This window comes from Piscinibacter sp. PDB5-1 (assembly GCF_056676035.1).
Genome location: NZ_JBWVZL010000001.1, coordinates 947994 through 966783, shown reverse-complemented (window position 1 = coordinate 966783; position 18790 = coordinate 947994). Strand labels below are relative to the sequence as shown.

Sequence of the window (18790 nt, the reverse complement as noted above, 5' to 3'; positions counted from 1 at the left end):
GGGTGCCATGGTGTCGTCGTTGCGCAAGCCGGCTGCTCTCGCCGCGGTGATGGTCGCGGTGGCCATCGCCGGCGTGACGTTGCGGCCGTCGGCCGCCTCGCAATCGAGCGGCCCGCGCTACAAGCTCGAAGAGGTCGTGCCCAAGCAGTTCGGCGAATGGCGCGAACTGCCCCAACAGCGCGTCGAGGTCGTGAACCCGCAGACGCAGCAACTGCTGGACAAGCTGTACAGCCAGATCCTCACGCGCAACTACGTCAACACGCAGGGCTACCAGGTGATGGTGTCGGTGGTGTACGGCGGCGACCAGCGCGGCGGCCTCACGGCGCACAAGCCCGAAGTCTGCTACCCGGCCCAGGGCTTCAAGCTGCACAGCAGCATCGAACAGGCCATGAAGACGCCGCATGGCGAACTGCCCACGCGCCGCCTGAGCACCAGCCTGGGCGCGCGGCAAGAACCGATCACCTACTGGTTCACCGTGGGCGACCGGGTGATTCGCAACAAGCTCGACCAGCGGCTGGTGCAGATCCGCCTGGGGCTCACGGGCCAGGTGCCCGATGGGCTGCTGTTCCGCGTCTCGTCGATCGACGGCGACACGCAGCGGGCCTACCAGATGCACGACGCCTTCGTGAAGGACCTGCTGCGCACGGTGCCGGCCGAGTCGCGCTTGCGGCTGAGCGGGCTGGGCAGTTGACCGGCTGACCGGTCGCGCTGAGACCTCGGGCGTGCAATGCGCCCGAGTGCCAATCGCCGATCAGCCGGCCGTGCGGCCGTAGGTGTCCTGGTAGCGCACGATGTCGTCTTCGCCCAGGTAGCTGCCCGACTGCACCTCGATGATCTCCAGCGGCACCTTGCCCGGGTTGGCCAGGCGGTGCACCTCACCGAGCGGGATGTAGGTGCTCTGGTTCTCGGTCAGCAAAATCACCTTCTCGCCCACCGTCACTTCGGCGGTGCCGGTGACGACGATCCAGTGCTCGGCGCGGTGGTGGTGCATCTGCAAGCTGAGCGATGCGCCCGGCTTGACCATGATGCGCTTGACCTGAAAACGCGGGCCCGCATCGATGCTGTCGTACCAGCCCCAGGGGCGGTGCACCAGGCGGTGCAACGTGTGTTCGCTGCGGCCCTGCGACTGCAGCGTGCCGACGATCTGCTTGACCTCCTGGCTGCGGCTGCGGTCGGCGACCAGCACGGCGTCGGGTGTCTCGACCACGACCACGTTGTCGAGCCCGACCACGCCCACCAGTCGGCTGGTGGCGTGCACCAGCGTGTCGCGGCTGTCGCGCACCAGGGCGTCACCGACGGCGGCGTTGCCGGCGGCGTCCTTCTCGCTGACCTGCCAGACCGCGTCCCAGGCCCCGAGGTCGGACCAGCCGGCGTTCAGCGGCACCATGCAGATGTCGAAGCCGGCCTTGGAGCCGGGGCACTTCTCCATCACCGCGTAATCGACCGACTCGCTGGGGATGGCCTCGAACTCGGCCTTGCCCGGCCGCACGAAGCTGGCGTCGATGCTCTTGGCAGCCCAGGCCTTGCGCGTGGCCTCGGCGATGTCGGGGCGGAACTGCTGCAAGGCCTTCAGCCACACCGAGGCGCGCACGACGAACATGCCGCTGTTCCAGAAGTAGCTGCCATCGGCGAGGTAACGCTGGGCGGTGGCGAGGTCGGGCTTCTCGACGAATTCGAGCACCGCGAGCGACTGGCCATCGTCGGAGTTCGCACGGATGTAGCCGTAGCCCGTTTCAGGCGTCGCCGGCTGGATGCCGAGGATGACAAGGCTGCCGCTGGCCGCCGTGCGCACGGCCTGGGCCAGCGCGGTCGTGAACGCGGCTTCGTCGGTGACGGTCTGGTCGGCCGGCGTGACGACCAGCACCGGGTCCTGGTCGCCTTGCAGCGCGTGCAGTGCCGCGAGCGTCATCGCCGGTGCGGTGTTGCGACCGGTGGGTTCGAGCAGCAGTGTCGCGGGCGGCAGCTTCAGCTCACGCAACTGGTCGAGCACGAGGAAGCGGTGTTCTTCGTTGCCGACGATGCAAGGCGCGGCCAGCTCGATGCCTGCCTCGCGGATCGAGCAGGCCCGATTCAAGGCTTGCTGGAAGAGGGTGCTCGTGCCTTGGAGTACCAGGAACTGCTTCGGGTACTGCGCCCGCGACAGCGGCCACAGCCGTGTGCCGCTGCCGCCGGCCATGACGACCGGCTGAACTTGCAAGGTGCTCATGTGAAAGTCTGAATCGAAGAGGTTCAGGCGCCGGCGGAAAACCCCGCCGGGTTCATGCGCTGCCAGCGCCAGCTGTCCACGCACATCGCGTCGAGGTCGCGGCGGGCTTGCCAGCCGAGTTGTTCGCGCGCGAAGGCGGGGTCGGCGTAACAGGCGTCGATGTCGCCCGGCCGGCGCGCGACGATGTCGTAGGGGATGGGCCGGTCGCTGGCTTTCTCGAACGCGCGCACCAGTTCGAGCACGCTGTAGCCCCGGCCGGTGCCGAGGTTGCAGGTGATCGAGCGCTGACGGTCGAGCAGGTGCCGCAGGGCCGCCGCGTGGCCCTCGGCCAGGTCAAGCACGTGGATGTAGTCGCGCACGCCGGTGCCGTCAGGCGTGTCGTAGTCGTTGCCGAAGACCTGCAGCCGTTCGCGCTTGCCCACCGCGACCTGCGTCACGTAGGGCATCAGGTTGTTCGGAATGCCGCGCGGGTCTTCGCCGATCTGGCCGCTTTCGTGAGCACCCACCGGGTTGAAGTAGCGCAGCAGCGCCACGCGCCAGGACGGGTCGGCCTTCTCGACGTCGCGCAGGATGTTCTCGCCCATCAGCTTGGTCGCGCCGTAGGGGTTGGTGGTGGACAGCGGCGAGTCCTCGCGGATCGGCAGCCGCTCGGGCTTGCCGTACACCGTGGCGCTGGAGCTGAAGACGATCGCCTTGCAGCCGTGGCGGTCCATCACCTGGCACAGGTTGAGCAGGCCGCCGATGTTGTTGGCGTAGTAGGTCAGCGCCTTCTGCACGCTCTCGCCGACGGCCTTGAAGGCGGCGAAGTGCACCACGGCGTCGATGCGGTGGCGCGAGAACACCGCGTCGAGCGCCGTGGCGTCGCACACGTCGGCGCGCTCGAAGCGCGGCTCGCGCCCGCTCAGCGTGCGCAGGCGGTTCAGCACTTCGGGCGAGCTGTTCGAGAAATTGTCCAGCCCCAGCACCTCGAAGCCGGCGGCCTGCAAGGCCAGCCAGGTGTGCGAGGCGATGTAGCCTGTGGCGCCGGTGAGCAGGACGGTCGGTGCAGTCATCGAGGTCGGGGCAGGGGCAGGTCAGCGAATCGTCAATTGGCCGGCACAGTTCACGGTGCGGTTCGACACGTCTCGCGCCGTGGTGTCACGTTTTTCGTGCGCAAGGCCGCAGTTGAACGAGATGGCGCGCGAATACGCATAACTCGCGCCAAGCGTGGCTGCTTGGCTCGATTCGTCGACGCTGCCGAGGGCGGAATCCACCTTGCCCTTGGCGTGACGCAGCCCGGCGGTCAGGCGGATCTTGGCCGTCGCCGCGTAGTCGAAATTGGCGCCGAACAGGTTCGTGAGTCGGGTCGTGTAGGTCTCGAGCGGCGAGGCATCGCCTGCGTATTGCGAGAACGAAGCTGCCGTGCCGGTGTCGCGCGACAGCGAGAGCGTGAGTCCCGTCTTGTCGCTCGGCCGGTAGGTCCAGCTCACGCCGCCAGTCAGTCCCTTGGTGTCAGGCAGCGATGTCAGCGTGTGCTCGTCGCGCCCATAGCTCAGGCGAGCGTTGACCGTGCTGAGACCTGAGGGAGACCAGTCGACCGTGAAGTCGATGTCGTTGCGTTTGCCTTCGTCCGCGAGGTAAACCCCGCTGCCCGGGCTGGTTTCGCCGGCGCGGGGCCGGTCGGTGGTGCTGCTGCGCAGGCCCACGCCCAACACCAGCAGGCTGGGCAGACCGTACTGAACCCCGGCGCTCACTTCGTTCTGCGTGTACTCGCCCGAGCGAAAGCCGGCGGCAGAAAAGTCGACGTCGCGGCGCTGCCAGCCCGCGCGCACGGCCACCCGCGAACTGATCCCGTAGCGCACGGTGGCCGAGGTCTGGTTGCTGGTCTCGATGTTCTTTTCCTGCCCGATCGAGGGCGCGCCCGGGATCGTGTAGCTCGCCAGGCTGCGATTGCCGGACATGTGGATGCCGCCGGTCAGGTCGTTGACGGTTTCCCAGTCCCAGCCGAGGTTGTAGCCGTGCGAGTCGTTGTCGAGCTGCTTGATGTCTTCGTAGCGGTTGGCTCGCACCACGCCGTTGGCGAACAGGCGCTGCCGGCTGAGCTTGATGTCCACACCGCCCAGCAGGCTCGTGATCGAGTACTTGTCCGGGACGCGGGTGTCGGGTCCGCCGGCAGTGGGCGAGGGCGCTCCGAACAGGTTGGTCTGGTGGGCGAAGCCCTGGCTGACGCCGATGTTCCAGGGGCTGCTCTGCGCCAGGGCGCCGGCGCTGGCCAGCAGCCCAATCACGGCAGCCAGCGGGCGCAGGGGGGACAGGCGGGGCGAAGCGGGCGTGGGGGCGATCGGTGGGTTCGACATGCGGCGGTTCCTCCTGGCGGGTCAGCAAATTCGCCCGGCAGTATGTCAGTAGGCATGTCGGTCGAAGAACACCAGCCGAATTGTCCTCACGATGATCTGTAGATCGAGCCCGAGCGACCAGTTGCGCAGGTATTCGAGGTCGTACTCGACGCGCGCCTGCATCTTCTCGATGGTGTCGGTCTCGCCGCGGTGGCCGTTGACCTGCGCCCAGCCGGTGATGCCCGGGCGCACCTTGTGGCGCACCATGTAGGCCTTGATGATCTGACGGTATTCCTCGTTGTGGGCGACCGCGTGCGGGCGGGGGCCAACGATGCTCATGCGGCCTTGCAGCACATTGATGAACTGTGGCAGCTCGTCGAGCGAGGTGCGGCGCAGGAAGGCGCCGAAGGGCGTGATGCGCGCATCGCCCTTGGTTGCCTGCTTGACCACAGCGCCGTTGTCCATGGTGGTCATCGAGCGGAATTTGTAGACCGTGACCTCTTTGCCATCCAGCCCATTGCGCTTTTGCTTGAAGATCGCCGGCCCCGGCGACGAGAGCTTGACGCCGATCGCCACGAACAGCAGCACCGGCGAGATCAGCAGCAGGATGATGCTGGCGATCACGATGTCGCTCATGCGCTTGGCCAGCTCGTTGATGCCGGTGAACGGCGTCTCGCAGATGCCCACCACCGGCACGCCGTTGATGTCTTGCAGGCGGCCCTGGATGATGCTGATGCCGAACACGTCGGGCACGAAGTACAGCGAGGCCGTGGTGCCCTGCACCTGTTCGAGCAGCTCGACGATGCGCGGCTGCGAACCCAGCGGCAAGGTGATGTAGACCTCGTGGATGCCGTGCTGGCGCACGTAGTTGGCCACGTCTTTCAGGCCGCCCAGTCGCTTGAGCGAGGCGGCTTCGAGCACGCGCTCGTCGCTGCGGTCGTCGAAGCAGCCGACGAAGTCGATGCCGACGTCGTCACGCCCCGTGATGACGCGCGCGACCTTCATGCCCACCGGCCCGGCGCCGACGATGATGGCTGTGCGGCGCGACTCGGGCCGCGCGCGGCGCCGGCGAAGAATGGCCTGGCCGACCAGCACCGCGAGCCACTGCACGACCGGCGTCACGACCGCCCAGCCCACCAGCGCGCGCATCTCGAACAGGTAGAAGCTGCGCGTCGCGTAGCCGCACAAGGCCAGGATCGCCAGCAGCCCCATCCATGACACGACGATGTCGGTGGCGGCCGAGAGCAGGTTGTCGCGGAAGCGGTTGCGGCCGGGCAGCGTGATCGCGAAGACCAGCACGCACAGCATCAGCTCGGGCCGGTCGATGTGCTCGTCGAGCACCGCATTGGCGATCAGGAACATGACCACCGAGATCGCCGGTTCGAGCAGGGCGGCGACGAAGGACGTGACCGACTGGGGTGCGTTGTAGAACGTTCGTTTGCTGCGGTCGTCGAACATGGGTCTGGGCCGGGTGGGCAGGCAGGAGAACGCGACACCGAAGCCTGGGCGGCCGATGCCGGGGGCACGCACCGCGGCCGCAAGCAGGAAGGCTCGGCACCCCGCTCCTGAGAAGGCCGCATGCTAGCCGGCCGGGGTGCGAGTTTCTGTGAAACCGCAAGCGTCGAAGTATCGCCTGGGTAAGGGGGGACTCTCGTGTCGTGCCTACAATTCGTTGATGTTTCACACCTTCAAGACCCTGGCGAGTGATGCGGTGATGCAACGTCTTGCGCTGCTCGCCAACCACGTCTTGGCTTCCGAGCCTGCCGCCACCACCCGCCTGCGGCCCCATGCCGGTCGCCACCTGCGGCTCGAAATGACGAACTGGCCCTCGCTACTGCCGGCCCTGCCGGTGCTGGCCTTCGACGTCACGCCGGCTGGTCTGCTCGAATGGCGCGGTGGCGAGACCGAGGCCCTGCCCGCGGCCGACCTTCACATCGCCATCGATGCCTCGAACCCCGCCATGGCCTTTCTGCAAGGCCTGGCTGGCGTCAAGCCTGGCATCGACATCACCGGCGACGCGCAACTGGCCGCCGACGTGAGCTGGCTCATCGACAACCTGCGCTGGGACTTCGAGGACGACCTCGCCCGGTTGATCGGCCCTGTGCCGGCACGCGAGATGGCACGCTTCGGCACGTTCGTGGCCTCGGGCCTGCGCGACGTGGCCCAGCGCCTGGGCAGCCTCGCTTCGCGCAACGGCGCCGTCTGATCGGCACCGGCACGATGCGGCACATCGCGCGCTCGCTGCTGATCGTCTTCACCGTCCTGCGCTATGGGCTGGACGAGTTGGCGCTGTCGGGCTTTCGCCAGCGCTGGGTGCGCCTGCTGGTGCGCGTCATCACCTGGGGCCGGCGGCTCGATGCCCCCCGCGGCGAACGCCTGCGCGTGGCGCTCGAACGGCTGGGGCCGATCTTCGTCAAGTTCGGTCAGGTGCTGTCCACCCGGCGTGACCTGTTGCCGCCCGACGTGGCCGACGAACTCGCCCGGCTGCAAGACCGCGTGCCGCCGTTCCCGGCGCCGCTGGCGCGCAAGCTGGTCGAGCGCGCCTACGGCCGGCCGATCGAGGCGATCTTCTCGCGCTTCGATGCCGAGCCGATCGCCAGTGCCTCCATCGCCCAGGTGCACTTTGCGCAGCTGAAAGACGGCCGCGAGGTCGCCGTGAAGGTGCTGCGCCCGGGCATGCTGCCGGTCATCGACGACGACCTCGCGCTGCTGCGCACGCTGGCCCGCTGGGTCGAGCGCCTGTCGCCCGATGGCAAGCGCCTGAAGCCGCGCGAGGTGGTCGCCGAATTCGACAAGTACCTGCACGACGAGCTCGACCTCGTGCGCGAAGCGGCCAACGCGGCCCAGCTTCGCCGCAACATGAGCGGGCTGAACCTGGTCATGGTGCCCGAGATGGTGTGGGACCTGTGCACCACCACCGTCATCGTGATGGAGCGCATGAACGGCGTGCCCATCAGCCAGACCCAGCGGCTGCGCGAGGCGGGGGTGGACATCCCCAAGCTCGCGCGCGACGGCGTGACCATCTTCTTCACCCAGGTGTTCCGCGACGGCTTCTTTCACGCCGACATGCACCCCGGCAACATCCAGGTCAGCGTGGCGCCCGAGACCTTCGGCCGCTACATCGCGCTCGACTTCGGCATCGTCGGCACGCTGACCGAGTTCGACAAAGAGTATCTGGCGCAGAACTTCATCGCGTTCTTCCGCCGCGACTACAAGCGCGTCGCCGAGTTGCATCTCGAAAGCGGCTGGGTGCCGCCGGGCACGCGCGTCGATGAGCTGGAAAGCGCGATCCGCGCCGTCTGCGAACCGCACTTCGACCGGCCGCTGAAAGACATCTCGCTCGGGCAGGTGCTGCTGCGCTTGTTCCAGACTTCGCGGCGCTTCAATGTCGAGATCCAGCCGCAACTGGTGCTGCTGCAGAAGACCCTGCTCAACGTCGAAGGCCTGGGCCGCCAACTCGACCCCGACCTCGACCTGTGGCACACGGCCAAGCCCTTTCTCGAGCGCTGGATGAACGAGCAGATCGGCTGGCGCGGCCTGCTCGAACGCCTGAAGAAAGAGGCGCCGCGTTACTCGCAGCTCTTGCCCGAACTGCCGCGCCTTGTGCACGACGCGCTGGTGCGCCCGCGCGACGGCATGGAGCGGCGCGTCATCGAATCTCTGCTGGTCGAGCAGCGCCGCCTGCGCCGCGTGGTCTGGGGGCTGGCCGGTGGTGGCCTCGGCCTGGTGCTCGGCCTCGCGCTGGCCCAGTGGCTGCCCCGGTGGATTCACTGAGGCCGCACGCCTCATGCTGGAACAGATAATGCTGCGCCTTTTGGCGCGCACGGTTGCCCGTGGTCGCGCCGCGTCCGCAACCCCTCGATCCGACCTCCAGGCCGAATGAACACCACCCTGTTTGCCTTCGTCGTGCTGTACCTGCTGGGCACCCTGGCCCTCGGCGTCTGGGCCGGCACGCGCATCAAGAACACGACGGACTTCGCCATCGCCGGCCGCAGCCTGCCGCTGGTCATGGTCGTGACGACAACCTTCGCCACCTGGTTCGGCGCCGAAACGGTGATGGGCATTCCGGCCAAGTTCGTGCAGGGCGGCCTGGGGGCCATCGTCGAGGACCCGTTCGGCGCCGGCACCTGCCTGATCCTCGTGGGCGTGTTCTTCGCGGCCAAGCTCTACCGGCAGAACCTCCTGACCATCGGCGACTTCTATCGCCAGCGCTACGGCAAGGGCGTCGAGGTGTTCTGCTCGGTGGCCATCATCCTCAGCTACCTCGGTTGGGTGGCGGCGCAGATCACGGCGCTCGGGCTCGTGTTCAACGTGCTCACCAACGACTGGATGAGTGTGGAAGTCGGCATGGTCGTCGGTACCCTGGCCGTGCTGATCTATGTCGTGATCGGCGGCTTTCTGGCCGTGGCCTGGACGGACTTCATCCAGATGATCGTGCTCGTGGTCGGGCTCTCGATCATTGCCGTGTTCGCCAGCGACCTGGCCGGCGGCTCCGACAAGGTGCTCGACCTGGCCAGCCAGAACAACCTCTGGCAGTTCCTGCCGCCGCCGACTTTCACCGAGATCGCGATGTTCATCGGCGCCGGGCTCACGATGATGCTGGGCAGCATCCCGCAGCAAGACGTCTTCCAGCGCGTGATGTCGGCCAAGGACGCCCAGACCGCGCAACGCGGTGCCGTGATCGGCGGCGTCGGCTACATCCTCTTCGCCTTCGTGCCGATGTTCATCGTCGCCAGCGCCGTGGTCGTGATGGGCGACGCCGCGCTCGAACTGGCCAAGAACGACTACCAGCGCCTCTTGCCCACCTTCGTGCTGACGAAGATGCCGCTGATCATGCAGATCATCTTCTTCGGTGCGCTGCTGTCGGCCATCAAGAGCACCTCGTCGGCGACCTTGCTGGCGCCCAGCACGAGCTTTGTCGAGAACATCCTGAAGAACCTGCGCCCGCGCATGAGCGACAAAGAGCAGCTGCTCGCCATGCGCGTCACCATCGTCATCTTCTCGGGCCTGGTGCTGGCGTATGCCATCGCCATGCAAGGCACCTCGATCTACGACCTGGTGTCGGCGGCCTACCAGGTGACGCTGGTAGGCGCCTTCGTGCCGCTGGTGTTCGGCCTGTACTGGAAGCGCGCCACCACGCAGGGCGCGATCATGTCGCTCGGCTTGGGTGTCGGGGTGTGGATCCTCTTCTTCCCGCAGGTCACGACGCTGGGTGAGGTCTTCCCGGGCCAACTGGCCGGGTTGTTGGCGGCCCTGGCCGGCATGCTCGTCGGCTCGCTGGCCCCGCAGGTGCTCAGGCAGCGCCACGATTCGCACCGGCACTTGGCGGGTCTGCCCGACGCTTGATGCGCGTTTGAAATTTCGCCGCGCCGCCCCCATTTCGTCGCACAGCCGGCGGCGGGCGGTGGCCCGCGCCCCGTACAATCGCGGGCTTTGCCATCCGCACGGCGTTTTTCATTCTGAATCAAGGGTTTAGCCATGCCGATCTACGCCTATCGCTGCGACGCCTGCGGCCATGCCAAGGATGTGCTGCAGAAGATCTCCGACCCCGTGCTGACCGAGTGCCCCGCCTGCGGCGCCAGTGCATTCAAGAAGCAGGTCACCGCCGCCGGCTTCCAACTGAAGGGCTCGGGCTGGTACGTCACCGACTTCCGCGGTGGCAGCGGAACGTCCGCCCCCGCGCCCGCCGATGGCGCTTCGGCGGCTCCGGCCGAGGGGGCTGCCGCACCAGCGGCATCACCCGCCCCGGCCCCTGCAGCTGCCAGCCCGGCACCGGCCGCGGCCCCGGCGTCGGGCAGCACGCCCAGCGCCTGACCCCTTGCCGACCCGCTCCGTGAAGAAATACCTCCTTGCCGGCCTGCTGGTCTGGCTGCCGCTGGCCATCACCATCTGGATCCTCACCTCGGTGCTGGGCCTGATGGACGGCGTCTTCGACAGCGTGCTCGGCGTCGTGCAGTCGCTGGTCAGCTCGGTCTGGTCGCAAGAGGCGGCCGATTCGCTGGGGGGCCTCAAGTCCATCCGCGGCCGGGGCGTCGTCGTGATCTTCGCGGGGCTCTTGCTCACCGGCATCTTCGCCACCAACGTGATCGGGCAGTGGGCCTTCCGCAAGGGCCACGTGCTGCTCAACAACATCCCGATCGTCAAGTCGATCTACAGCTCGGTGAAGCAGGTGTCCGACACCTTGTTTTCGAGCAGCGGCAACGCCTTCCGCGAAGCCGTGCTGGTCGAGTACCCCCGCAAGGGCGCATGGACCATCGCCTTCGTCACCGGCAAACCGGGCGGCGAGGCGGCCATTCACCTGAGTGGCGACTACCTCAGCGTGTACGTGCCGACCACCCCCAACCCCACGTCGGGCTTCTTTTTGATGGTGCCGCGCGCCGACGTCATCGTGCTCAAGATGAGCGTCGATGAAGCGCTCAAGTACGTCATCTCGATGGGCGTCGTGGCCCCGCCGGTGCCGGCGGCCGCCACCGCGCTGCCTGCCAACCACATGGGCTGAAGCCTCGGGCCGCCGGGCGCGCGGCTTCGGGCTTTGCTGCCAGATTCTTCGGAGACTCCAATGAGAACAAGCTATTGCGGACTCGTCAGCGAAAAGCTGATGGACCAAACCGTCACCTTGATGGGTTGGGCGCACCGTCGCCGCGACCACGGCGGCGTGATCTTCATCGACCTGCGCGACCGCGAAGGCCTGGTGCAGGTGGTGTGCGACCCCGACCGCGCCGAGATGTTCAAGACGGCCGAAGGCGTGCGCAACGAGTTCTGCCTGAAGATCGTCGGCAAGGTGCGTGCGCGCCCGGCTGGTACCGAGAACGCCAACCTCACCAGCGGCAAGATTGAAATCCTCTGCCACGAACTCGAAGTGTTGAACGCAAGCGTCACGCCGCCGTTCCAGCTCGACGACGACAACCTCTCCGAGACCACGCGCCTCACGCACCGCGTGCTCGACCTGCGCCGGCCCGCGATGCAGAAGAACCTCATGCTGCGCTACCGTGTGGCGATGGAGGTGCGCAAGTTCCTCGACGCCAACGGCTTCATCGACGTCGAGACGCCGATGCTCACCAAGAGCACGCCCGAAGGCGCGCGCGACTACCTCGTGCCCAGCCGCGTCAACGAAGGCATGTTCTTCGCGCTGCCGCAGTCGCCGCAGCTTTTCAAGCAGTTGCTGATGGTGGCCGGCTTCGACCGCTACTACCAGATCACCAAGTGCTTCCGCGACGAAGACCTGCGCGCCGACCGCCAGCCCGAGTTCACCCAGATCGACATCGAGACGAGCTTCCTCACCGAGGAGGAAATCCGCGCGATGTTCGAAGGGATGATCCGCAACGTCTTCCGCACGACGATGAACGTCGAGCTGCCCGAGTACCCGGTGATGAAGTACGCCGAGGCCATGCACCGCTTCGGTAGCGACAAGCCCGACCTGCGCGTGAAGCTCGAGTTCACCGAGCTGACCGACGTGATGCGTGACGTGGACTTCAAGGTTTTCTCGACCCCCGCCACCACCAAGGGCGGCCGCGTGGCCGCCCTGCGTGTGCCGGGCGGCGGCGAGATGAGCCGCGGCGAGATCGACGCCTACACCGAGTTCGTCAAGATCTACGGCGCCAAGGGCCTGGCCTGGATCAAGGTCAACGACGCGAGCAAGGGCCGCGAAGGCCTGCAGAGCCCGATCGTGAAGAACATCCACGACGCGGCCATCGCCGAAATCCTGACGCGCACCGGCGCGCAGAACGGCGACCTGATCTTCTTCGGGGCCGACAAGTCGAAGGTCGTCAACGACGGCCTGGGCGCGCTGCGCGTGAAGATCGGCCACAGCGAGTTCGGCAAGAAGAACGGCCTGTTCGAAGACAAGTGGGCGCCGCTGTGGGTGGTCGATTTCCCGATGTTCGAGCACGACGAGGAAGGCGACCGCTGGGTCGCGGTGCACCACCCCTTCACGGCGCCGAAGGACGGCCACGAAGACCTGATGGACACCGACCCGAGCCAGTGCATCGCCAAGGCCTACGACATGGTGCTCAACGGCTGGGAACTCGGCGGTGGCTCGGTGCGTATCCACCGCGCCGAGGTGCAGAGCAAGGTCTTCAGCGCGCTCAAGATCGGACCCGAAGAAGCCCAGCTCAAGTTCGGCTTCCTGCTCGATGCGCTGCAGTACGGCGCGCCGCCGCACGGTGGCCTGGCCTTCGGCCTCGACCGCCTGGTCACGCTGATGACCAAGGCCGAGTCGATCCGCGACGTGATCGCCTTCCCGAAGACCCAGCGCGCGCAATGCCTGCTGACGCACGCGCCGAGCCCGGTCGATGAGAAGCAGCTGCGCGAGCTGCACATCCGCCTGCGCAACCCGCAGGCCGTCAGCTGAGGCTGCGCGCGGCGCCATGAGGCGAGGGAGGCCCGGCCACGGCCTGTGGCGGGCCTTGGCCAGCGGCTTGGCCCTGCTCGCCGGGGTCGGCGCCGCGGCGCAGCCCCCGCGCGTGATGCTGGCCACGGCCCCCGCCGCGGTGCTGCCGCCGGTGACCGAGGTCTCTGAGGCCTCGCCCCCTGCGCCCCGGCCGCTCACCGGTGGCCTCAGCGCCGGCTTCTCATACAGCCGCGAGGCCTACGCCAGCGAAGAGGTCTGGTTCGAGGGCGAGTTCTCGAAGCGCCAGCCGCACCGCGAGTGGTCGGGCAAGGCCGAGTTTCGGCGTGGCTATGTGCGAAATGCCGACTCGCCGGTCGAGTTGGACAAAGACCGCTACGACGCCCACGTGAAGGTGCGCTTCTACGACGAGGCCGACCGCTACTTCAGCTACCTGTCGCCACGCACGCGCCACAACGCCTTCGGCTACTACCGCGACTCGCAGGCGCTGCGCGCCGGCGTCGGCCGGGCGACCCACTTCCCCTCGGGCGCGCAGTTGTTGCTCGAAGCCGGCATCGGCTATCGCGTGGCGAAGACGATGGACGCGGCCCGCATCCACGAGTCGCTGACCACGCTGGCCCTGCGGTGGCACACCGAGCTGCGCCCCGGCGTGCACGTGGACATCGACGCCGTCAGCGAACGCGGCAGCAGCGAGCGTTACCGCACCCTCGACCTCTCGGTGCGCAACCACCTCACGCACCGCTTCGGCTTGAAGACCACGCTCGGCTACGGCCGTGCCTTCCCCTTCGATGCGCAAGCGGGCGGCTCCGAGGTCAACCTCGACCTGAGCCTGTTCTACGACCTGTGAGGGCGCGCGCGACGGGCCCCGGCGCATCGGCCCCCACCGACGGCGAGACAATGCCGGCTCGTTCCAGGAGCCCGCGATGAAGATCGACCTCACCGGCAAGACCGCCCTCGTCACCGGCTCCACCGCCGGCATCGGCTTCGCCATCGCCCAGGGGCTCGCGCAGTGCGGCGCCACGGTGATCGTCAACGGGCGCACGCAGGCGGCGGTGGACCATGCGCTCGCGGCCATCGCTACAGCGGTGCCGGGCGCCGTGGCACGCGGCGTCGCGCTCGATCTGGGCGACGCGGCCGGCTGCGACGAGATGCTGAAACGCGAACCGCGGGTGGACGTGCTCGTCAACAACCTCGGCATCTATGGTGCGCGCGATTTCTTCGACATCGACGACGACGAGTGGACGCGCTTCTTCGAGGTCAACGTGATGTCGGGCGTGCGGCTCGCGCGGGGCTATGCGCAGGCCATGGTTGCGCAGGGCTGGGGCCGCATCGTGTTCATCTCGTCCGAGTCGGGCGTGAACATCCCGCCGGACATGGTTCACTACGGCTTCACCAAGTCGGCCAACCTGTCGGTGTCGCGCGGACTGGCCAAGCGGCTGGCCGGCACCGGCGTGACGGTGAACGCTGTGTTGCCCGGGCCGACGCTGTCGGACGGCGTGAAGACCCTCTTCGAGTCGGCCGTGCAGAAGACCGGCAGGCCGCTGGAAGAGATCGCCGCCGGTTTCGTCAAGACCAAGCGGCCGACCTCGATCATCCAGCGCATGGCCACGCCCGACGAGGTGGCGAACATGGTGGTCTACGCCTGCTCGCCGCAGGCCTCGGCGACCACCGGGGCGGCGCTGCGCGTCGAGGGTGGCATCGTGGACACGCTGGCCTGAGCGGCGGCGGGCGCTTCGATCACGCCCGCGCAAACGCTCCGATCAACGCAGGAACTTCCCTTCCGGCCCCACGATGGTGATCTCGACGAAGCGTGAGCCGTGGTGCTGGTTGGGGCCGTAGTCGAGTTCGTAGCCGCCGATGTCGAGCTTGTTCATGCCCTGCATCGCCTTGGTCAGCGTCTCGGGCGTCACGTTGCGGCCGGCGCGCTTGAGGCCTTCGATCAGGATGCGTGCGTTCAGGTAGCCCATCATCAGCTCGTAGTCGGCCTTCAGGCCGGCCGCGCGCGCAGCGTTGTTGAAGTCGCGGGTGATGCGCGTCGTCTCACGCCAAGGGTAGGGCACGCTCTGCGTGATGGCCAGGCCGCGTGCGTCGTCTCCCATCGCCTTGATCAGCGCAGCGATGTTGGTCACCGACAGCGCGTACACGGGCACACCGAGCAGTCGCTTGGCCGCGCGCACGAAGGCGACGGTGGACGGGCCGAAAGCGACCATGACCACTGCCTTCGGCTGCTTGGCGGCGAGCGCGCGGGCGGCGTCTTCGGCGTTGCTGCCGTCCACCGCGAGCGACTGCTGGTGCACGAGCGTGGCGCCTTGCTGCGCGACCACCTTCTCGACCACCGGCTGCATCATCTTGCCGAAGGGGTTGTCTTGCAGCACGACGCCGATCTGTGACTGCTGCACGCTGACCAGGTTGCGCACCATCTGCGTCACCTCGTCTTCGAAGCTGGCGGTGGTGGTGAAGAAGTACGGGTGGTGCTTGGCGCGCAGGAAGGGCACGCCGGTGTACGCGCCGATCAGCGGCACTTTCTTCTCGGTCAGCATCGGCAGCATGGTGGCGATGCCGGTGCTGTTGGCCAACCCGAACAAGGCCGCGACACGTTCTTTTTCGATCAGCTGACGCGCGTTGGCGGCGCAGCGCTGCGGGTCGTAGGCGTCGTCGAGCTTGATCAGCTTGACCGGTTTGCCGTTGATGCCCCCCGCGCGGTTGACTTCGTCGAAGGCGAGGTCTTGCCCCTTGAGCGTGACCACCACGGTGGGCGCGAGCGGCCCGCTCAGGTGGGTCGACTGGCCGATGCGAATCTCGCGGTCGGCCTGCGCGAAGGCGGGCCAGCCGAGGGCTCCGGTGCTGGCGGCGGCGACGGCACGAAGGGCATGGCGTCGGGTCAGGGCAGGGGCTCGGAACATGCAGGTCTCGGCTGGATTGGTGAAAACCCTAGATTGTCGAAAATCCGGCCCCTTTCAGGAAGGCTTGGGCCCACGCAATGTGCGGGCACAGTTCACAGGTCTCACACATTTGCTTACGAGTCGCTGACGGGTTGCGAGGCCACTGGCAGGCGTCGCGCGTGGCCCCTGGCCGGCTCCGTAGAATCCGCCGGCCGCGGGCTTCGCGGCGACTGGCTGCGCCCCTGCTGTCCGACCCCCACCCACGTCGATGACCACCCCGACCGGCCCCCAAGCCAACGCGCAGGCCCCCGCGCCGCGCATCAAGATTCCCGAGTCGGTGCTGGTCGTCATCCACGACCCGGACCAGCGCGTGCTGCTCATCGAGCGGGCCGACCACCCGGGCTTCTGGCAGAGCGTGACCGGCTCGAAAGACGCGCTCGACGAACCGCTGCAAGACACCGCCGTGCGCGAGGTGGGCGAAGAAACCGGCATCGTGATCGGCTCGCCCGAGGTGCCTCTGGCGCAGCTGCGCGACTGGGACTTGCGCAATGTCTACGAGATCTATCCGATCTGGCGCCATCGTTACGGGCCGGGCGTCACGCACAACACCGAGCACGTCTTCGGCCTGCGCGTGCCGCGCGACACGCCGGTCACGCTGGCGCCGCGCGAGCACACGCGCTACGCCTGGCTGCCCTGGCGCGAGGCGGCCGACCGCTGCTTTTCGCCCTCGAACGCCGAGGCCATCCTGCAACTGCCGAGGTTTCTGACATGAGCGAGTGTGTGCGTCGATGCGCCGCGTGGGCCGAGCGCCGGGCCGCCCCCAAGCCGGCCCACATCCCCTCGGGGGATCGGCCGACGCACCCGTCGGGCGAGGGGCAGTCATGGTCGGCCGAGCGCCGGGCCGCTCCCCAGCCGGCCGAGGGTCAGCCATGACCACGACCATGCACCCGAGCCACGTGCTCAAGGTCGCCACCTACAACATCCACAAGGGCGTGCGCGGTGTCGGCCCGCGCAAGCGGCTGGAAATCCACAACCTCGCGCTCGGCATCGAAGCGCTCGACGCCGACCTGGTGTTTCTGCAAGAGGTGCATGCCTTCCACCACGAGCAGGCGCGCGACTTTCCCGACACGCTGCTGGGCTGGCCGCGCATGCCGCAGGCCGACTACCTGGCGCCCAAGGGCTACCACGCCATCTATCGCACCAACGCGGTCACCAAGTTCGGCGAACACGGCAATGCGCTCCTGTCGCGCTGGCAGGTGCACGACGAGATCGGCCACCACGACGTGTCGGACCACCGCTTCGAGCAGCGCGGCCTGCTGCACGCCCGCGTGCTCTGGAACGACACCACCACCGTGCACGCCATCGTGGCGCACCTGGGGCTGATGCACGCGAGCCGCGTGCGGCAGGTCGAGCGGCTGGCGCGCTACATCGAGGTGCACGTGCCGGCGGGCGAGCGGTTGCTGGTGGCGGGCGACTTCAACGACTGGGGCGAGAAGCTCGACGCGCCGATGCGCGAGATGGGCTTGCAGCGCGCCCAGAGCGAAGGCGGTCCGGCGCTGCGGACCTTTCCATCGCGTTTTCCGATCTTTTCGCTCGATCGCATCTACACGCGTGGCTTTCGCTGCACGGCGATGAGCGCGCCGCGCGGCAACGTGTGGGCGCGCATGTCCGACCACCTGCCGCTGGTGGCCGACCTCGAACTTGCCTGAGAGGCGCCGAGCAAGCCAAGTGCAGCCGCCGTCCGACAGCACCCGCAGCGCGGGCCTCGACCTGCCACCCACCGAGCCTGGCACCCGCAAGGCGCCGCGCGCCGTGTTCAGCGGCGGCAACGAGGTGCGCCTGCTGCGTGGTGGCGATGCGCTCTTTCCGGCGCTGGTCGCGGCGATTGCGCGGGCGCGCCACGAGGTCTGGCTCGCCACCTACATCTACCACGACGAAGGCAGCGTGCGGCAGGTGACGCAGGCGCTCGTCGCCGCCGCGCAGCGCGGCGTGCAGGTCAAGCTGGTGCTCGACGGCTTCGGCTGCCGCACCGATCTGCCGGCGCTGCGCAAGACCTTCGAGGCGGCCGGCGTGTTGCTCGCCGTCTTCCGGCCGATGGACAAGTGGTGGGCGTGGTTCCAGCCTGGGCAGATGCGCCGCCTGCACCAGAAGATGTGTGTCGTCGATGGCGACGTGGCCTTCGTCGGCGGCATCAACCTGCTCGACGACCGCTTCGACCTCGTGCATGGCTGGAGCCCCGAGCCCCGGCTCGACTACGCGATGCAACTGCACGGGCCGATCGTCGAGCCCGTCGAGCAGGCCACGCAGGCGCTGTGGACGCGTGCGCGCATGCGCAGCGGCCTGCGTGCCGAGATCGGCCAGATCGCGCGCGGCGCCGAACCGCTGGCCCACGCCAAGCGCATGCTGCAACGCCTGCGCATGCCGCACGCCGAAACGCGCGCCTCGGTGCTGGCCCTGCCGCCGGTGCGCGCCGCCTTCGTGATGCGCGACAACCTGCGCCAGCGCCGCGCCATCGAGCGCAGCTACATCGACGCCATCCGCAACGCGCGTGAGCGCGTTGACTTGGTGTCGCCCTATTTCTACCCGGGCCGGGCCTTCCGGCGCGTGCTGCGTGGCGCCGCGCTGCGCGGCGTGCGCGTGCGCCTGCTGCTGCAGGGCAAGCTCGACTACCGCATCGCGGGGCTCGCCGCGCGCGCGCTCTACGACGAGTTGCTGACCCAGGGCGTGCGCATCTACGAGTACACGCCAGCCTTCCTGCACGCCAAGATCGGCGTCATCGACCGCGAATGGGCCACGGTGGGCAGCTCGAACATCGACCCGCTGTCGCTGCTGCTCAACCTGGAGGCCAACGTCATCGTGCGTGACGAAGGCGTGGCGCATGGGCTGGCGCGCGAGTTCGACGAAGCCGTGGCCCAGTCACGCGAGATCGACCCGGCCGAGGCCACGCGGCGCAAGGTCAAGGGCCTGCTGCGCCGCGGCTTCGTGGCCTGGTGCGCACACGTGTACCTGCGCATCGCCGGCGCGACCGGCCGCTACTGAC

General features: G+C 68.0%; 17 protein-coding genes. 12 read left to right on the top strand and 5 right to left on the bottom strand.

All coding sequences use genetic code 11. The features are described from left to right. Positions 1 to 7 precede the first annotated feature (7 nt). Positions 8 to 691 (top strand): exosortase-associated protein EpsI, B-type, encoded by a 684-nt coding sequence (gene epsI, locus AC1KAT_RS04330; protein WP_480323142.1) that lies wholly within the window; start codon positions 8 to 10, stop codon positions 689 to 691. A gap of 60 nt (positions 692 to 751) precedes the next feature. On the opposite strand, the gene AC1KAT_RS04325 is transcribed toward epsI, so the two are convergent. Genes AC1KAT_RS04325 through AC1KAT_RS04310 form a run of 4 tightly spaced genes read right to left on the bottom strand, consistent with a single transcriptional unit; the run spans position 752 to position 5979 of the window. Next, positions 752 to 2206 carry a mannose-1-phosphate guanylyltransferase/mannose-6-phosphate isomerase gene (locus tag AC1KAT_RS04325; protein ID WP_480323140.1) on the bottom strand — a complete coding sequence of 485 codons (1455 nt, stop codon included), beginning with the start codon at positions 2204 to 2206 and terminating at the stop codon, positions 752 to 754. 23 nt (positions 2207 to 2229) lie between these two features. Beyond that, positions 2230 to 3258: a UDP-glucose 4-epimerase GalE gene (galE, locus tag AC1KAT_RS04320; RefSeq protein ID WP_480323138.1), complete on the bottom strand. Its 1029-nt coding sequence runs from the start codon at positions 3256 to 3258 to the stop codon at positions 2230 to 2232. Positions 3259 to 3279: 21 nt separating this feature from the next. Beyond that, positions 3280 to 4542 carry a porin family protein gene (locus AC1KAT_RS04315; protein ID WP_480323136.1) on the bottom strand — a complete coding sequence of 421 codons (1263 nt, stop codon included), beginning with the start codon at positions 4540 to 4542 and terminating at the stop codon, positions 3280 to 3282. 45 nt (positions 4543 to 4587) lie between these two features. After that, on the bottom strand, positions 4588 to 5979 hold the full coding sequence (locus AC1KAT_RS04310) for an undecaprenyl-phosphate glucose phosphotransferase (protein WP_480323134.1): 1392 nt from the start codon (positions 5977 to 5979) through the stop codon (positions 4588 to 4590). A gap of 217 nt (positions 5980 to 6196) precedes the next feature. On the opposite strand from AC1KAT_RS04310, the gene AC1KAT_RS04305 reads away from it, so the two are divergent. From AC1KAT_RS04305 to AC1KAT_RS04270, 8 genes are all read left to right on the top strand, one after another. Continuing rightward, positions 6197 to 6727, top strand: a complete 531-nt coding sequence (locus tag AC1KAT_RS04305; protein WP_480323132.1) for a hypothetical protein — start codon at positions 6197 to 6199, stop codon at positions 6725 to 6727. Positions 6728 to 6741: 14 nt separating this feature from the next. After that, positions 6742 to 8295 carry a ubiquinone biosynthesis regulatory protein kinase UbiB gene (gene ubiB / locus AC1KAT_RS04300; protein ID WP_480323130.1) on the top strand — a complete coding sequence of 518 codons (1554 nt, stop codon included), beginning with the start codon at positions 6742 to 6744 and terminating at the stop codon, positions 8293 to 8295. Positions 8296 to 8400: 105 nt separating this feature from the next. Further along, a complete protein-coding gene (locus AC1KAT_RS04295; RefSeq protein ID WP_480323128.1) occupies positions 8401 to 9867 on the top strand; it encodes a high affinity choline transporter 1 in 1467 nt (488 codons plus the stop codon). A gap of 132 nt (positions 9868 to 9999) precedes the next feature. Then, positions 10000 to 10335 (top strand): FmdB family zinc ribbon protein, encoded by a 336-nt coding sequence (locus AC1KAT_RS04290; RefSeq protein WP_480323126.1) that lies wholly within the window; start codon positions 10000 to 10002, stop codon positions 10333 to 10335. Between the two features lie 19 nt (positions 10336 to 10354). Continuing rightward, positions 10355 to 11020 carry a DUF502 domain-containing protein gene (locus AC1KAT_RS04285; RefSeq protein WP_480323124.1) on the top strand — a complete coding sequence of 222 codons (666 nt, stop codon included), beginning with the start codon at positions 10355 to 10357 and terminating at the stop codon, positions 11018 to 11020. 60 nt (positions 11021 to 11080) lie between these two features. Then, positions 11081 to 12871, top strand: coding sequence for an aspartate--tRNA ligase (aspS, locus tag AC1KAT_RS04280; RefSeq protein WP_480323122.1), 1791 nt, complete (start codon positions 11081 to 11083; stop codon positions 12869 to 12871). Positions 12872 to 12887: 16 nt separating this feature from the next. Further along, positions 12888 to 13715 carry a DUF481 domain-containing protein gene (locus AC1KAT_RS04275; protein WP_480323120.1) on the top strand — a complete coding sequence of 276 codons (828 nt, stop codon included), beginning with the start codon at positions 12888 to 12890 and terminating at the stop codon, positions 13713 to 13715. Between the two features lie 76 nt (positions 13716 to 13791). After that, positions 13792 to 14586 carry an SDR family NAD(P)-dependent oxidoreductase gene (locus tag AC1KAT_RS04270; RefSeq protein ID WP_480323118.1) on the top strand — a complete coding sequence of 265 codons (795 nt, stop codon included), beginning with the start codon at positions 13792 to 13794 and terminating at the stop codon, positions 14584 to 14586. 42 nt (positions 14587 to 14628) lie between these two features. On the opposite strand, the gene AC1KAT_RS04265 is transcribed toward AC1KAT_RS04270, so the two are convergent. Further along, complete coding sequence (locus AC1KAT_RS04265; RefSeq protein ID WP_480323116.1) at positions 14629 to 15771, bottom strand: ABC transporter substrate-binding protein; 1143 nt, start codon at positions 15769 to 15771, stop codon at positions 14629 to 14631. A gap of 247 nt (positions 15772 to 16018) precedes the next feature. Between AC1KAT_RS04265 and nudB the strand changes: the two genes are divergently transcribed. The 3 genes from nudB to clsB all read left to right on the top strand — a co-directional run bounded on the left by nudB (position 16019) and on the right by clsB (position 18789). Beyond that, entirely contained in the window at positions 16019 to 16522 is a 504-nt protein-coding gene (gene nudB / locus AC1KAT_RS04260; RefSeq protein ID WP_480323114.1) for a dihydroneopterin triphosphate diphosphatase, read from the top strand. Positions 16523 to 16679: 157 nt separating this feature from the next. Continuing rightward, on the top strand, positions 16680 to 17459 hold the full coding sequence (locus tag AC1KAT_RS04255) for an endonuclease/exonuclease/phosphatase family protein (protein ID WP_480323112.1): 780 nt from the start codon (positions 16680 to 16682) through the stop codon (positions 17457 to 17459). Positions 17460 to 17478: 19 nt separating this feature from the next. After that, entirely contained in the window at positions 17479 to 18789 is a 1311-nt protein-coding gene (gene clsB / locus AC1KAT_RS04250; RefSeq protein WP_480323110.1) for a cardiolipin synthase ClsB, read from the top strand. Position 18790: the final 1 nt, after the last annotated feature.